17 protein-coding genes and 1 pseudogene are annotated in these 16224 nt (G+C 38.2%); 5 read left to right on the forward strand and 13 right to left on the reverse strand.

Annotation, left to right across the window (positions count from 1 at the left end; genetic code table 11):
- Positions 1-87 precede the first annotated feature (87 nt).
- The 5 genes from V7108_RS06835 to V7108_RS06855 form a co-directional block, all read right to left on the reverse strand.
- Positions 88-1785: a CocE/NonD family hydrolase gene (locus V7108_RS06835; RefSeq protein WP_335567687.1), complete on the reverse strand. Its 1698-nt coding sequence runs from the start codon at positions 1783-1785 to the stop codon at positions 88-90.
- 371 nt (positions 1786-2156) lie between these two features.
- Positions 2157-2570 (reverse strand): Zn-ribbon domain-containing OB-fold protein, encoded by a 414-nt coding sequence (locus V7108_RS06840; RefSeq protein ID WP_335567688.1) that lies wholly within the window; start codon positions 2568-2570, stop codon positions 2157-2159.
- 3 nt (positions 2571-2573) lie between these two features.
- Positions 2574-3737 carry a thiolase domain-containing protein gene (locus V7108_RS06845; protein WP_335567689.1) on the reverse strand — a complete coding sequence of 388 codons (1164 nt, stop codon included), beginning with the start codon at positions 3735-3737 and terminating at the stop codon, positions 2574-2576.
- A gap of 41 nt (positions 3738-3778) precedes the next feature.
- Positions 3779-4780 (reverse strand): phosphotriesterase family protein, encoded by a 1002-nt coding sequence (locus V7108_RS06850; RefSeq protein WP_335567690.1) that lies wholly within the window; start codon positions 4778-4780, stop codon positions 3779-3781.
- Positions 4781-4801: 21 nt separating this feature from the next.
- The gene (locus tag V7108_RS06855; protein ID WP_335567691.1) at positions 4802-5830 is read right to left on the reverse strand and encodes a phosphotriesterase family protein; all 1029 of its coding nucleotides are present in this window, start codon (positions 5828-5830) and stop codon (positions 4802-4804) included.
- A 580-nt stretch (positions 5831-6410) separates the two neighbouring features.
- On the opposite strand from V7108_RS06855, the gene V7108_RS06860 reads away from it, so the two are divergent.
- A complete protein-coding gene (locus V7108_RS06860; protein WP_335567692.1) occupies positions 6411-7184 on the forward strand; it encodes an IclR family transcriptional regulator in 774 nt (257 codons plus the stop codon).
- A 99-nt stretch (positions 7185-7283) separates the two neighbouring features.
- Here the strand turns inward: V7108_RS06860 and V7108_RS06865 are convergent, their stop codons facing one another.
- From V7108_RS06865 to V7108_RS06875, 3 genes and pseudogenes are all read right to left on the reverse strand, one after another.
- Positions 7284-7415: a hypothetical protein gene (locus V7108_RS06865; RefSeq protein WP_335567763.1), complete on the reverse strand. Its 132-nt coding sequence runs from the start codon at positions 7413-7415 to the stop codon at positions 7284-7286.
- A 5-nt stretch (positions 7416-7420) separates the two neighbouring features.
- Positions 7421-7750: pseudogene (locus V7108_RS06870) on the reverse strand (ATP-binding protein); the annotation flags it as partial.
- 26 nt (positions 7751-7776) lie between these two features.
- Positions 7777-8298 (reverse strand): CarD family transcriptional regulator, encoded by a 522-nt coding sequence (locus tag V7108_RS06875; RefSeq protein WP_335567693.1) that lies wholly within the window; start codon positions 8296-8298, stop codon positions 7777-7779.
- Positions 8299-8391: 93 nt separating this feature from the next.
- Here V7108_RS06875 and V7108_RS06880 point away from each other — a divergent pair, with 93 nt between their 5' ends.
- Entirely contained in the window at positions 8392-8844 is a 453-nt protein-coding gene (locus V7108_RS06880) for a MarR family winged helix-turn-helix transcriptional regulator (protein WP_420489166.1), read from the forward strand.
- Between the two features lie 103 nt (positions 8845-8947).
- Here the strand turns inward: V7108_RS06880 and V7108_RS06885 are convergent, their stop codons facing one another.
- Positions 8948-9637: an N-acetylmuramoyl-L-alanine amidase gene (locus tag V7108_RS06885; RefSeq protein ID WP_335567695.1), complete on the reverse strand. Its 690-nt coding sequence runs from the start codon at positions 9635-9637 to the stop codon at positions 8948-8950.
- 313 nt (positions 9638-9950) lie between these two features.
- On the opposite strand from V7108_RS06885, the gene V7108_RS06890 reads away from it, so the two are divergent.
- Positions 9951-10268 (forward strand): hypothetical protein, encoded by a 318-nt coding sequence (locus tag V7108_RS06890; RefSeq protein WP_335567696.1) that lies wholly within the window; start codon positions 9951-9953, stop codon positions 10266-10268.
- A gap of 76 nt (positions 10269-10344) precedes the next feature.
- Here the strand turns inward: V7108_RS06890 and V7108_RS06895 are convergent, their stop codons facing one another.
- Positions 10345-10746 (reverse strand): hypothetical protein, encoded by a 402-nt coding sequence (locus V7108_RS06895; RefSeq protein ID WP_335567697.1) that lies wholly within the window; start codon positions 10744-10746, stop codon positions 10345-10347.
- A gap of 187 nt (positions 10747-10933) precedes the next feature.
- Positions 10934-12673, reverse strand: a complete 1740-nt coding sequence (gene pabB, locus V7108_RS06900) for an aminodeoxychorismate synthase component I (RefSeq protein ID WP_335567698.1) — start codon at positions 12671-12673, stop codon at positions 10934-10936.
- A gap of 178 nt (positions 12674-12851) precedes the next feature.
- Between pabB and V7108_RS06905 the strand changes: the two genes are divergently transcribed.
- Both V7108_RS06905 and V7108_RS06910 read left to right on the forward strand, forming a co-directional pair.
- Positions 12852-12941, forward strand: coding sequence for a YjcZ family sporulation protein (locus V7108_RS06905; RefSeq protein WP_335567699.1), 90 nt, complete (start codon positions 12852-12854; stop codon positions 12939-12941).
- Between the two features lie 149 nt (positions 12942-13090).
- The gene (locus tag V7108_RS06910; protein ID WP_335567700.1) at positions 13091-13327 is read left to right on the forward strand and encodes an ABC transporter; all 237 of its coding nucleotides are present in this window, start codon (positions 13091-13093) and stop codon (positions 13325-13327) included.
- A gap of 474 nt (positions 13328-13801) precedes the next feature.
- Here V7108_RS06910 and V7108_RS06915 read toward each other — a convergent pair whose 3' ends face one another.
- Both V7108_RS06915 and V7108_RS06920 read right to left on the reverse strand, forming a co-directional pair.
- The gene (locus tag V7108_RS06915; RefSeq protein WP_335567701.1) at positions 13802-14395 is read right to left on the reverse strand and encodes an NADPH-dependent FMN reductase; all 594 of its coding nucleotides are present in this window, start codon (positions 14393-14395) and stop codon (positions 13802-13804) included.
- 227 nt (positions 14396-14622) lie between these two features.
- Positions 14623-15651 (reverse strand): threonine aldolase family protein, encoded by a 1029-nt coding sequence (locus V7108_RS06920; RefSeq protein ID WP_335567702.1) that lies wholly within the window; start codon positions 15649-15651, stop codon positions 14623-14625.
- Between the last annotated feature and the right edge of the window lie 573 nt (positions 15652-16224).

A 16224-nucleotide genomic window follows, 5' to 3' on the forward strand; every position in this document is an offset into this window, starting at 1 on the left:
CCCTTTATTAGCCGATTTTACGGTCCACAGCGACCCCAAGAGGTGGTTTGGATGTCCTTTTAAAAAAGGGAACCGCAAGTTCGATTATTATTGATTCGTAATATCAAATTGCTTTGGAATAACAGGTAAAACTAATCGTGATGGGTGATCTGCGTCACGATAGATTTTGTGTGTGGTTGCACGTCCACTCGGCAAATGGTAACTGTCTGGAGGCAATAATTTTGCATCCTCTCCATCAAGCGGTTCGTTACATGCAAGGTCTAATTCAATCCGATGTCCTGGTTTAATTAAGAATGAAAATGGATATAAGCGAATCGCATACTCGTTAATTTCACCAGGTGTCACTGGTATCACACGGTTATGTGGGTGCCATGGTTCACCGTAAGTTGATTTATCTTCATTTAACTCACGATGAGATGCTTTTAAATAACCTGATGTCATTAATGTCCGTTTGCCGTTAGGATCTACATCATAAAGCTTAGCAATGAAGTTGGTATCATCTGTATCGATTTCAGCATGAATATATAAAGCCCCTGTACCTGTCATTTCTACAGGCTCTAGGAATTTATCACTAGTCCAGCTAATCTTTTCTGATGTTGTTGTTACTGTTAATGGTGCTTGGTAGAAGCCATCTGGATGTGCATATTCTGATGTTAATGGCTCAGGTTTCTCGCTAATTTTGTGGCGAGGACGCAAATAGAACTCTTTCTTTTCTTCATTTGGCAAAGGCCAACGACTTTCTTTACGCCATTTATTAGACCCTTCTACAGAAAATTGCACTGTTGGCTCATCCATAATGCCATTATCGATGCCTTTCAACCAGTAATCATACCAGCGGAACATTTCGTCATGATTTTCATGGAATGGGCGTTCTAACATTGGTGGCAGCGCTTGGATATCAAGCTTTTTAATGCCTGAAACTTTATGGAAGCATTCAATTGTCCCTTCAACATTCCAGCCTCGGCCCCATTTTGCTTGGAAATAAGTTGGTATTTGTACTTTATGTGCCACTTCGATTGCGCTGTCTTTTTGCCAGAACGGGCCATCAAGTGGATTTAATAAGTAATCCATCCACAATTCGTGACGGTCTTGATAATGTAGTAGGTGAACGAAATCTGACCAATGAGCAATATCTGGATCATTTAAACGTTCTAGTGTTTTTTCTTTAATTTCTTCTGGTGAGAAAACTTTCGATGTCTTACTTGCTACGTTGTTGAATGCGTTTCCACTGTCGCCGCCACGTCCTTCACGAGAAGCACGAGGCATTAACCACATAATCCCGCCGTGATAACAAAGTTCATATAGATCGAAATGACCGCCGTTTGCAAAGATTGCCTTTAAGTGTGGCGGCTGCTCTGCTGCACCTAAAATTTGAACAGATGCAAAGTATGAAATCCCAATCATCCCAATATTGCCATCGCACCAATCTTGCTCAGCCATCCATTCAACGAGGTCATAGATATCTTTCCCATCGCCATGACCGCCTGAATTGTAGTTACCGTACATTTGTCCTTCCGAGTAACCAGTACCACGTACATCCGCGATAATATGCGCATAGCCACGGTCAACAACAGCACGAATATCGCCCGCCTCGATTGCACCGTTCCAAAGATGACTTGGACGTGCTTGCGGAGGTAATGTTAATGCTTGTGCTTGCAATTCTTTCCCATACGGGCTAAGTGCAAGTAATGCTGGTACTTTTTCTACTCCATCGGGAAGGTAAATATCAGCAGCGATATGTACGCCATCACGCATGGGAATACGTACATCCTTAATAATTTTCATTTATATCCGCTCCTCTCTTCCGTCCTTCAATGTAATTTATTGTTTGATCAGGCAGGTGCCCCAAATTGAGGACAAATCTATTGAACATACAATGGGTTTTGTCTCCAAGACCCCTTATTGAGGACTAATCCATTGACACTCGCAATGGGTTTTGTCTCCAAGACCCCTTATTGAGGACTAATCTATTGATACACGCAAGGGGTTTTGTCTCCAAGACCCCTTATTGAGGACAAATCTATTGACACTCGCAATGGATTTTGTCTCCAAGACCCCTTATTGAGGACTAATCTATTGATACACGCAATGGGTTTTGTCTCCAAGACCCCTTATTGAGGACAAATCTATTAAACACCAAATGAGATTTGTCCTTATCACCTTTCAACAGGTGTAAAACATGGTATAAAAGGGCCCGGATTGTTTTCATCCCCACTCTGCTTAAACACCACTTTTACCCTCTGATTGATGTGCAAAGTGTCTAAATCACAATCAACGATATTTGTCATCATTCTTGGACCTTCATCGAGCTCGACGAAAGTGATTGCATAAGGGACGCCGCGCCGCATTACACTATAGGTGTAAATACTGCCGGTGCCTTTTGCTTCCACCCAGCTTGTTTTATCACTCATACAGTGTGGACATAATAAACGTGGATAATAGTGAAACTCTCCACAAGAGTCGCATTGTTTTACCAACAGCTTTCCTTCTGCAGCAGCATCCCAATATTCTTTATGTTCTGGATGAATCTCAGGGATCGTCATCGTTCTTTCTTGATATGTAGTTCCCATTCTTTACACCCTTTCCATGATAAGTGTGCTACTTCCGTGGCGGGTGGCCAATCCCCCGCCTGTTCCGTGAGCTAACGCTAGGTCACAATTCTTAACCTGAACTTGTGGATTTGCTTCACCACGGAGCTGACGAACAGCTTCGATTACTTTTACAATGCCGCCTCGGCTTGCTGGGTGATTGTTATTCAGTCCGCCGCCATCGGTATTAATTGGAAGTTTCCCTATTCCAGAAATTAAGTTTCCATCTGCTACAAACTTGCCGCCCTCGCCCTTCTTACAAAAACCTAAGTCTTCAAGCTGCATTAGCACCGTAATTGTGAAACTATCGTAAATGGATGCATATTTAATATCTTGAGGCGTAACACCAGCCTCCTCAAAAGCTTTAGGTCCAGACCAAATCGCTCCTGAATAGGTCAGCTCTGTTTTTCCAGCATTTAATCCTTTTGGTGCTTCGCCAGCACCCATCACTCTAACAAGTGGACGTTTCAAGCTTTTAGCGATCTCAGGTCTTACGACTACTAAAGCACCGCCACCGTCACTAACAACACAACAATCCAATTTATGTAATGGATCGGCAATCATAGTAGACGAAACTACGTCTTCCACTGTCACTAAATCTCGCAGCATTGCATTCGGATTGTATTGTGCGTGATGGGAAGCCGCAACTTTGACCCATGCCAATTGCTCACTTGTCGTTCCGTATTCATACATATGACGCATGGCAGCCATGGCGTATTCATTCACCGCCGTTGGTCCAAAAGGAAGTTCAAAAGGTGTATCCGGAACATTCACACCAACCAGTTTCTGTTTAACCCCGCTTCTGCCTTCTGAGCGCGGACGGCCTGCCATGGTAATTAATGCTACATTACATTTTCCTGCTGCGATTGCTTGTGCCGCATGTGAAACATGGGCAATATACGACGATCCTCCAGTGTCTGTCCCATCGACATGACGAACATTAAGACCTAAATAATCGACCATTGATAGAACGCCGCCCGGAGCGTCTCCGGCACAAAAATAACCATCTACATCTGCGAATGTTAATCCTGCGTCTTCTAAAGCACCTTTCGCACATTCAGCATGTAAGGCTGCAACGGATTTATCCGGAGCCTTACGTGTTGGATGTTCAAATGCACCTGCAATATAAGCCATTCCTTTAATACTCATTCAAAATTACCCCCCGTTGATACCGCATCCGTTTTTATCTATTAACGAGATTCTTGCACGGTTTCTCTTTTTGAAAGCTTGATATCTTGAGGTTCCTGCATAGTTAGGAATTTAGTAGGGTTGTGTACTAATAGTTGTTCAAATACTTCTTCACCCACACCAGCCTTACGCAAATCCGGTAAGAATTCTTCAAACAGGTAGTTTACTGAGTGTCCTTTTAATCCTGGCCATCCAAGAGCACAGCAGTTGGCATCTGCTGAAATAAGAGCCCGGTCGACATAACCTTTTTCAAGGAAACGAAGGAAATGTTCCACACGATCTTGTCTAGGACGAGACCAATATGGCGCACCTACCATCTCACTGTCGTAACCGATGGTATCAAAGCCAACCCAGCCGCCTAGATCCGCAATCAGATTATCGCGGTTTTCATCAAGATAGCCGCCATCATCCGCATGACCCATTAGAACGCGGTCAAGTGGTAGACCCTCTTCATCAAAAATGGCGATAGCAGTTTCAGCGTCCACACATAAATGTGTAATAATTGGAACCCCTGTTTTTAATGCCGCACGTGCAGCTGCACGATAAATTCGTTTATCAAGTTCACTTAATTTCCCGCCACGGCTGACACCTACTTTGATTGCACCCGCTTTTGCACCAGTCCCGTCAATTCCAACAGTAATTTCATGGATAAATAAATCCATCAAATACTCTACTGATTTTTCACGGAAATATGGAAGTGCTGAGTCTCCAGCTACAAAACCTGTAACCGCAATAATATGGACGCCTGTTCTACGTGAAAGTACTTGGAAATACTCAACGTCGCGTCCGTTTCCAATCCCTGTACAATCTACGAAAGTTTTTCCGCCGTGTTCACGGAAGCGGCGTAACTTTTCAATTGTCACTTCAAATGCTTCTTCGGGTTTCTTCCACCATTGTGTGTCTAAGTCACATCCAGGAAGACCAAATCCAATATGTTCATGGACTGCAATAATCCCTAAATCTTCTACAGGAACTGGACCTAAAACCGTATTTACCTTAGCCATCTATTTATTCACTCCTTACATTTAGTTTTTTACGGATTCTTTTTCCGCCAATACTGATGTCCCAACGGTTAGTACACGTTGTGGGTTGACTTCTAAAAGAACAGTAACCTGTTCTTCCGTTACGCCTGATCTCTTTAACATAGGAACGAAAGTGTTCAGTAAGTAATCATAGCCGATCTCTTTTGCTTCATGGCCTTTCGCAACACCAACTGCATTTGTAGAAATAAGTATACGATCACCGAAACCTTCTTTAAAAAGTTCAACTATTAATTGAACACGTTGTTCATCGTTCACATAGCCTTCGTGTGTTTTCCAGCCAACATGGTCCAATGCCACAATAGCTCCACGGCGGGCAACAGCGAATGCTTCGCCGTGTTCAACTGCCTCGAGGCGGTCAAGACCACCGATGATAACACGGTTTGGCTCAATGCCTTCCCCTAATAAAATTTCTAAATCATTGATAGCGTCTTGGCCGTATTGTACTGAAACAGGAACTCCGGTAGTGAGAGCTGCTTGAGCCGAACCGCGGAAAAGATTTGTTTCTTTTTCTGTAATCCCACATTGACTAGCAATAGATGTCACTAATCCAGCTAGGCCTGAACGTTCAATTCTAGGTACAACGATTCCATCTGTCACCTCTTTCGCGAACAAATCAGCAAACTGTTCTGCGGACCAAGGTGTAGGTGGATTCTTTTGTGGTGTAACAAAGTAACCGCTTAACATTGGCTCAGGACCTAAGCCAGTGGACGCTATGATATGTACACCTGTTGATTTTGATAATGTTTCATACAGCTTAACATCACGACCATGAAACATACCGGTTCGGTCTACAATGGTCTTTCCTCCAAGTCTACGGAAATCAGTTAGCTTCTTTTTTAAAACATCAAAAATTTCGCTCTTATCCATTTGAATCTCAGGCGCATATTCTGCTCCTGGGTATACGGAAAGAAGGGATTCATGAACCAGCACAACACCTAAGTCTTGAGCAGGCACTAAACCAAGAACAGTACGTACAGCGCATGAACTCTTTTCTTGTAAATTCTCTAGCATAATTAAAACCTCCTATCATGTTATTGACATCACCTTTTTAGAACGAAGGCAATGATAAGTTGTAAAACGATTCTTTGAACAGACCAAAACTTTGATATGGGTGTGATCTGATCATCTAAACAGACCGGTTGGTTTAGTGAGCAAAAAATATTTCACTTAGACAGACCAGTTGGTTCATAAAAGTGAGAAGTTTAACTGTCTTACCTTTACTAGAATACGCGTTTAGTTGTAATCGCTTTCTTTCCAGGTAAATCAGTGATGAAAAATCTAAGTTGTTAAAAACATATTATAATATTGTTATACCAAAGTCAAAACATTTTTTCAACTTTTCTAAATTAAGTGAATATTATATTACTATTTTAATATCAGTCTCATACACTCCTGAGTTAAGGGTAATTCCGATAAAATTTCCCCACTTAAATTAACATATAAAACTTTGTTCTCTATGTTTATAATAAATTTAATTTCACTAAATCGTCAATATTATTAATAAAAAATATTTTCTGAATACAACGAACAATATTGGACAGTATTAATTGGTTTACTACTATGCTAATATTTAGAAAACAGGAGGTTCGATATGGAAGCCGTAAAAAAAGGAACAACAATCCAATCCTTACAAATTGGGATGGGAATATTAGATATTATTGCGAAACAAGGACGACCGTTAAAGTTTACTGATATCCAAGACCTAACACAGATAACAAAAAGTAATCTTTATAAATATTTAAATACCTTTACACAATTAGGAATCCTGTATCGCAGCAAGGATACAGGAGAATATATACTGGGAAGTAAGATAATTGAATATGGTATGGCTGCTGTAGATCAAGAAAATGTTATTGACCGAATTTCACCTTATCTGTATGAAATTAATGAGAAAAGTTCAAGTACTGTTGTATTTTCTATTTGGACCCATAATGGTCCCATCATTGTGAAAGATATTAACACCAATCGTGGGTTTAATATTGGCGCTCAAATAGGAACGATTCTTCCTATTACTTCTGCATCAGGAAAAGTGTTTATGGCCTTTATGGACGAGCAAATTATTTCTGATTGGAAGGCGAATGAATTCAAACAAATCTCTTCAGAAATGGTTACCCACCTAGAAGAGGAACGTATAATCGTACAGGAAAAGGGAATTGCGTTTGCAAAAGAACCACTGGTTTCTTCTGTTTCCTCTGTCTCCTTCCCTGTCTTAAACTACCAGAAAAAACTACTTGGCTCTGTAACAGTAGTGGGTTTTACTGAGAAAATCCCTACAAATGAAAATCATGAACTAAGTCATTATTTGATTCAGGTCGGCAGTGAAATTTCTGCCTGTTTCGGATTTACCGCAGAGGAGAGAGAATAAATAACTTTAAAACTATTTTTACAATAATAATAAAAGGGCATCTGCTTAATATAGCAGATGCCCTTCTCTTGAGCTTTTTCTCTATCGTTTTATATACAATTAAACATCCAGATTTCTAACATAGATTGCATTTTCCTCAATAAAATGTCTACGTGGTTCCACCTTATCCCCCATTAACATTTCAAATGTTTCGTCTGCGTCGATTGCATCCTGCAGGCTGACTTGCAGCAGCGTTCGCCAAACTTACCTCTTGCATGAAGGACGGTCAAAATAACTTCTACAGCGGGTCTTCCCATTTTCTCATGGTTACCAACCGGAATCCCCCAGCCATTATCGGTAACGGTAATACTATTATCTTCTTCTATGGCAACGGTTATTTTATCGCAATAACCTGCTAGAGCCTCATCGATACTATTATCGACAATTTCCCAGACTAGATGGTGAAGACCTCTTGCAGCTGTTGATCCAATATACATACCGGGTCTTTTCCGAACAGCTTCGAGCCCCTCTAATACTAGTATTTGTCTTTCATCATATGTTGGCTGTTTTGTTTCTGTAAGTACCAATTCTTTGAGCACCTCTTTTTCAATACTTATTGTTTCACTTGTATATATCTAGTTGTTGTTTCAAATATTGCTTCAAAAGAAGTATTCAAGGAGATGGCTAATTCTTTAAACAATATGTTTTGAGTGGAGTTTAAAAGTCTGCGATCTAGATCGCCAATCTTTCTACCATTCCAATCGGCTTCAAATTTTTTACGCATTAATGTATTAACGATTCTTGAAATCTCTTTGCGGTTCCCAGTCTTTACAATTTCCGTATATTCTTTGGTTCGATCGTGACCTTTTTCAATCCATCGAAACCCTTTTTCTTTGAAGGAATCGAGAATTTTTAAAGCGTCATCGCGATTAATCATTCCAAGCATGACTACTTTGTCATTATCGACGGGGTTATGAATGGTAAGGTTTTTATCCTCAACTGGTTGAATAACATAAAAGTTTTTGGTAATTCCGTTATATGTTTGTTCGCAGATGTCAATAATTCTACATATGCCGAGTGATGAATAAATAATCAGATCTTCAATATTAAATTTTTGATTCTCCCATTCTACCAATTGTCAATCTGGTTGACTAAATATATTTTACTCCATTCCCTCAAAACCGTCAACCAAGTTGACATTAATACGTGTTTTTTGTATAGTAATTGCATGAAATCGATTGGAGTGAAAGAATTGAAGCCTGATTTACAACACCTTGATTTAATTGACTTATTAAGTGAGCGCCATCTTCTGCTCCGCAAGATTGCTGAGGAATTGTGGAACAATAATAGTGATATTCATATTTCTAATTCTGAATGGTTTATCATGGCGAGAATATATAAAAAACAAACCACCATTTCATATGTAACAAAAAATGTGGACATATCCCGGCAAGCCGTTCATAAATTCATAAAAAATCTTGAATCAAAAGGCTTAATTGAGGTTATGAACTTAAAAAATAACAATAAAGAGAAAGGCATTCGTTTAACAGTATTGGGAGAAGAATGCTATGAAAAAAACGAGGCATTTAAGGCCACGATCGAGAAAAAGATTGCAGAAAAAATCGGAAATAAGCAAGTTTCATTCTTGAAAGAAATACTAAAAGCTGATTGGGAATTATAGTCAGATAGGTAGTTGAATGAGCTTCTATATAAAAATAACAAAAATCCCCTGTTGCGTTTAAACAAGGGATTTTTCATTTTTAAACCTACTATTTTTCTAAATATTAATACCTAATCATTGCCGGATACCCTTTATTCTTCAGCTCTTCTACCAGGTCTTTTGCATGATTAATATCGGAAAATGCGCCTACCTGCACACTATAGAGAGTATCGGTGGAAACTATTATTCCCGGTTTCCTTTTCAGTTGAAATTGTGTAACCAATCCATCGACTACTGCTATGGCCGCTTTTTTCTGGTACTCGGCTGTTCTCATTTTCATTGCTTCGTCTTTATTGGTCATAAAAGCAAATTCAATCAAAATTGCTGTCATTTTCGTTTCTCTTATCATCTGGAAATTGGCCGCTTTCACTCCACGATTCCTAAACCCTAATTGGGTCACCAAATTGGTTTGTATTTTTTCAGCGAGTGCCAAAGCCTCTTTTGGCTTGGAAGTATATATGTAGGTCTCCGCCCCGCAAGCTTGATTCCAACCAGATCCGTAAGCGTTAAGATGGTAGTCAATATGGACATTGGCTCCCCAGCTATTTATTAAATCGCAGCGTTTGTTCAAAACTATATCCGTTTTTCCAGTATGATCGTCAATCCGTTTTTGAGTAACCTCTTCATAATTTTCTAGCTCCCTCATCACCAGCTTCACAATCTCATTTGTAACCTGCCATTCTTTCCATCCATCTGGCGACTGCTTCCCTTTCGTGACGAGGGCATGTCCTGCAGCATGTGTAATTTTTAACATCTTTTTATCCTCCTTTTCGTAAAAAAGAACCTTAATCGCTTTCCGTACACTTCCAGCCATTGTATTGGTTCACTTTTTTCACCCTATATATATATATAACTATACAAATAGGACAGGGGCAGAAATAAACTAAATATTAAAAAGGTATGCTGAACTACGTGTTCCATTTTTCATTTCCAAAATTTTTTAATACCTGCTATTTTTATCACACCTTGCCCCCTTTTGGAATTGTAAAATAATAGTGACTTTACAAAAACGAGAAAGGAGCACTGTACGTTTTACAATCAGCATATACGATAAGGAGGGCTTCTAGGTGTTAAAAATACTTATTTTTGTTTTAATCTTGATTACTTTAGTTTTGTTGAGCATTTTTATTGATGGACTTTTCGCGTTACATAAGCAAGAGCAAGAAGATAAGAAAAATCTGGTTAGAGAAGGAATGGAAGGCTATCTCGACAAAACATTTGGATTTGGAAATGTTACAATCTTCAAATCTATGCTTGATGCCGAAGGAACTACCAGATATTTGGTTTATTTGCCGAGATATGCATGGTTTAAATCGCCGAAATATGAATGGTTTGAAGTATATGCTACCCAAAGCGGATTTAAGCATGAGGCTATTACAAGATAATTTTAATGTAAAAAGAACACCTTCTCCGTTTAGAGGTGTTCTTCTTTATACGGCTTCCTTCGTTTTTCTTTGTACACTAATCCACAATTTTAAGTGAGATTTTCATTGATTCATGATCATCTGTCGCACCGCAAACTGTAGAACAGATTAGTTCGTATTCACCTGTTTTTTCTGCTGTAAATTCTGCAGGTTTGTCAGCACCCATTTCAATTCCTAGACCCTCGCTGCTAATTGTGTGCATTCCCTCTTTGTTAACTAAATTAATCTTTACTTTCGTTCCTTTTTTAATTGTTAATTCTTTATCGGAAATAAAATCCCAGTTTGTAGCTGTGATCGTATATTCTTCTACACCGGGTGCAGCTCCTTCTCCAGTTGATTCCTCTTGTTTTGGAGCAGTTGTTTCTTCCTTTGCACCACCGCAAGCAGCTAAACCAAATGTTAATGCACCAGCTAATAAAAGTAATCCATATTTTTTCATCCCTATATTCTCCTTTTTCCCTATTTAATTCATAAACCAGAGATTTTTTTCTGTTTTACTACCCTTATTTTAGGACTCGGTTACGTATATTTCCTTGATTTAAATCAAGGAAATATTGTTTATTGGAATAAAGAAAAGCAATTGCCTATTAAGCAATTGCTTTTCTTCTTGTATCATCCCTTTTATTTCAGAAATGAACTTCCTGCCACTTTCGTACACTATTGATAAACCATATTTTTTTGGCTTTTTTTAAGTCAGAGTGTGTAAGTGTTTTTTCGTTAATTTTTCCTGATTTTAGTAATCTTTCTCGAAATGTACCAGCAAGTAAACCGCTCGAAACTGGCGGTGTCCATAATCTACCGTTAATTTCCAAGACAACGTTGCCATTTGTGAATTCAGTTAACTCACCTTCCTGATTCCAAAGCAGAATATCAAAAGCTTCTTCAGGTTTTTGCTTTTGATATTTGGAGTAAATTTCTCGATGGGTCGTTTTATGATATAAAAAGGGGTTATTCTTATCCACAGGTTCAATTGCAAGGCTAACCTTAATACCAGCTTCTAGCGGGGTGATCCGCTGTCCTTCAACAGTCCATTCACCACTTTTCTCCAATAGAAGCCTAACCTTAATCAGCCCTGTGATATAATTCCTTGAAAAATCAATCAGCTTTTTCTTTAGGTTTTCTCCATTGAAATTAAAACCAAAATATTGAGCTGAATTCTCCAAACGCTTCAAATGTTCTTCAAGTAGAAAATAATGCCCATCCTCTAATAAAATGCTTTCTAATAGCTGAAATTCAGGAGGTGCCTCCTTCAGCACTTTTGCTTTGGAGAGAATTTCGTCATATTCTCCTTCCGGCGTAGAGTCCCAAGTAATTCCACCGCCTACACCATAAACAGCCTCTCCCGTACGATAATCCATTACCACTGTGCGAATAGGTACATTAAAAATGGCTTCTTTATCAGGAGTAATGTATCCAATCGCTCCACAATAAACCTCGCGAGGTTCGTTTTCTAATTCTGCAATAATGTTCATGGTGCTAATCTTGGGTGCACCAGTAATTGACCCGCACGGGAAAAGAGCTTTAAAAATATCAACAAGATGAGTTGTTTCAGAAACCTTAGCTGAGATGGTAGATGTCATTTGATGAACAGTTGGGTACTGTTCAATTTCAAAAATTTTTTCCACATTAACAGTACCTGATTCTGCAATCATTCCGAGGTCATTTCGAAGCAAATCAACAATCATTAGATTTTCTGCACGATTTTTCTCAGAATGATAAAGCCAAGTTGCGTTTGCGGTATCCTCAGCATGTGATGCACCTCTTTTTATAGTCCCTTTCATTGGCCTTGTAGTTATTTTTCCATTTCTAAGGTGGAAGAATAACTCGGGAGAAGCAGATAAAATACTATGTTCCCCTGTATGAAGATAGGCACAATAATTCGAGGCTTGAGCTTTTTTCAGCCTATTAAAAAAAGCTATATCATCGCCATCAAAATCAGAACGGAGGCGGATCGTATAGTTCGTTTGGTAGGTATCCCCGCTCTCAATACACTGTTTGATATATGTAATGGCTTGACCATACATATCTCCCGCAGTAGAAGGTTTCCATTCTGAAAGATTAAATTCCTCCGTACTTCCGATATGATCATGTACAGGCTCAGTAAAAATCCCAAACCATAGTAATGGCATAGAACTCCCGCTTTTGACCTTATAGGCCGAATCAAACGCCGGAGCGCTTTCGTATGATAAATACCCTGCCGCATAATATCCTTGTTCCACCGCCTCTTGAACAAGCTGAAAACAAGGCAATACATCCTCCACTTTATGTGCGGAAATTACCTTAATAGGACTTTTAAAAGTAAATGGTTTTATGCAGCCATTCGCATCTGCAAATTCAAATGATAAAAGAGGTTCTTTATGTTCCATATTGTTTGTGTTCATCCTTAAAGTTTCTTGATTTTTTTCATCGTATAGTGACCTCCTTTAGTTTATTTATCCTTTGTATATTCGTCAACTTTTTGTGTAAACATTGTCTTACAATAAAAAGTATCAATACCTAGGCGAATATCATAAGATGTATTCTTCCAAGAAAAAGGAGGTACTTATGGTGAGTAATGAATTTGGTTTAGGCTTTGAGTTAATTGTCGTTTTGTTTATCCTATTGATTATCATTGCTGCGTATTGTTGGAATTAAATATATGTAAAAAACCGGAGTGTTTCCTTAAAGGAAATGGCTCCTTTTTTAGCGCCTAATTCTAGCCTAAATTGTTCGTTATTATAAACAACCTCTTGAATAGCTACATAATATGTTAGTGAACAACCATTGACAGGGGGTGAATTTCTATGAGTAATGGTTATTCTTCCTGCAGCATTTGGGGAGTATTCCTTGGATTCTTAACTGGAGTAATATGGTTGCTGCTAGCAGTATTGGGATTTATCTCTACCTTTTTTGGATTACTTGGCCTTGGAGCCCTTGGAAATATTTTAAACATCCTTATTGCATTAATTGGCTTCCTTGCTTTTCTCGTCTTTGGATTTTGTCTATTCAAGAAAGTATGGCGCTGCTGCGTTAAGAAGTAATTAAATTCCACTCACTAGGAGACCTATTCGATAATCATGAATAGGTCTCTTTAACTATGATAGTAATGTTTTAAATTGACAATAAATTTACAATTTCTCAACTCTTGCTTAATATCGCTATTTTATACTAATTTTATTAAGGTAAAGGAGTGGATTGTATGCGCGAGTTTTTGTTTAGAATCGTCATCCTGATACCAATCTGTACTTTTATGTAAGAAAATTCTTTAGCCATCCTAGATTATTCCTTCTATTACATACTTCCAATTACAATAAAATTTTTAAATCACTCATCTAAGGAACATTCCCTTCCATTTTCTATATAAATAGCCGCCTTCCGGATTTGCAGTAGTTCCAATTTGGTCACCCATTTATGTAGATCATTTATATGCACAGAATTCTTCCCTTTAGTTGGTTTCTTTTTGAAAACAGAGAAAAAGCACTCATTATAAGTGCTTTACTCTTTCATGTTAATTTTTATCTAATTGTTTTTAATGCCTTGCCCCATTGTACAACTTCGCCAAGCATAGCATTAACATTGTCAAGGTGTAAGTCCGCAGGTTTAAATTCACTCATATTTTCAAAGTCTGTGAATAATGAAAGGGTTGGGTGTGTGCGAACATCTGCCATTTTTAATTCTGCACAAATTCCGCGTAGATGTTCAGCAGCACGAGCACCACCTGTTGATCCATAACTTACGATTCCTGCTGATTTGTTATACCAATTTTCACGAGCAAAGTCTAATGCATTTTTTAACGCTCCAGTAATGCTGTGATTGTATTCTTGAACAATAAAAACAAATCCATCAAGATTGGCTAATTTTTCGTTCCAAGGTCCACCTTCTGAACCGTCAGTTGTCCCTAAAAATGGTAAATTGTAATCAGCAATATCAACGATTTCGTAATTGGCATCACCACGTTTGTCAGCAATCCCTTTTACCCATTCCCCTACTTGTGGACTAACACGACCCTGACGTGTACTTCCTAAGATAATTCCAATGTTTAACTTTTCATTTGTCATGGCTTTTTCCTCCTTCGTTTGTTTCCCAAATAGTTTCTCTAGAAAGCCCATATATTACACCTCCACTACATTTATTATGCTGGTATTTTTTCAATTACATTCATACCTAATCCGATTATTCACAGATTCAAAAGTAACATATAAAACAAATCATACTGTGTCTTTAGAACCGAAATAGTTTTGCCTCAATACTTGCTGCTATTGAAAGTCAGTTGCAAAAAAAGACTCCAAAACTTACTTACCATTTCGGCGAGTTTTGGAGTACATTCATAAAGCCTTTATGTAAGTAAGCTTCTCAGTTCCTCAATAAAGCTTACTACCTCTTCCTCTTTTGTTGCCCAAGAGGTTACAAGTCGAATGCCAGATGTATCAGAATCGACCTTTTCCCATATATGGAAGGAAAACTTATTTTGTAAGACAGTAATTACCGAATTCGGTAAAATCGGGAAAACTTGGTTGGTTGGAGAATGCGTTAATAATTCTATATTTAAAATTTTTAATTCCTCCCTAAGCATTCCCGCCGTCTTATTCGCATGAATGGCCAAATCAAAGAACAAATCATCTCGAAAAAGTTCAAGAAATTGTATACCCATTAATCTTCCCTTGGCTAGGAGCGCTCCTTTTTGCTTGATATGGTAACGGAAATCCTCCTTTAGGGATTTTGTTGAGATCACTAATGCTTCACCCAACAATGCTCCGTTTTTGGTTCCGCCAATATAGAAAGCATCCAAGAGTGCTGGAAGGTCACTCAGCTGCAGATCATTTTCTTCTGAACACAACGCCGAACCAAGTCTAGCTCCATCCATATATAAAATAAGTTGGTTTTTCTGGCAGAAATCATGCAGTGACTGAAGCTCTTGCTTTGAATAAATCGATCCTATTTCTGTAGAATTTGATATGTATACGAGTTTTGGTTTCACCATATGCTCATCGGGATGACCATCAAGAACTTCTTGGATGTCAGTAGGAGAAAGTTTTCCATCTCTGCCTTCCACCGATAGGATTTTGTGTCCGGTTGCTTCAATAGCTCCTGTCTCATGCCCAAGGATATGTCCGGAACTCACTGCGATTGCCGCTTCATGCGGTCGTAAAAAGGCTGAAATCGCAATAAGATTGGTTTGAGTTCCACCTGAAATAAAATGAATATCTACATCAGGTCGTCCAAGTTTATCTTTAATAAATTCTTTTGCTTTTTGCGAATACCGATCTTCTCCGTAACCTTCGTCCTGCTCTAGATTGGTTTCAATTAAAGCATTCAATATACGAAGATGCGCTCCTTCACTATAATCGTTTTTAAAACTGTACATTGAATTTTCCCCCATCATAAATTTTTACTATATTTTTTTATCCTACCATAACTTATACAGATTCTACACTCTTGAAACGATGGCAAAAACAAAAAACACCGTTCTTGAAAAACGGTGTTTGAATTTATTGTAGATTCAAAGTTACTTTGAAAACCTCAGTTATGCTATATACCCTTTACCTGCCGAATTAATGTGAGCTTTTTGCATTAGTAATTTCATCTTCTGTTTTTTGGTTAATCTTCTCCAGAACTTTACTTTGAAATACATATAAAGCCCTCCTAATGGTAACCCCTAACGGAGTCCCTCCTAATGATCTATCTAAACATTTTTCACTCTTTCATTCTACATGTTTTTAGGTTTTTTATTTTATTATTAGTGGTTGTATTACCATATTACCAAACATATTCTTTATAGAGTAATCAAAAATTCCGACCGATTCTTACTAAATTTTACAAAATATACTTAAAACTTATTGGTGAAATAAAAATAGCAAAACAAAAAACTAAAATCCGCTCATTTAATGTCGAAATGTTTTTTAAATATTTCGAATATAAATGTCAATGTTGTGAACAA

Origin of the sequence: Neobacillus vireti (assembly GCF_036962345.1) — a bacterium.
Taxonomy (GTDB): Bacteria; Bacillota; Bacilli; order Bacillales; family Cytobacillaceae; genus Neobacillus; species Neobacillus vireti_A.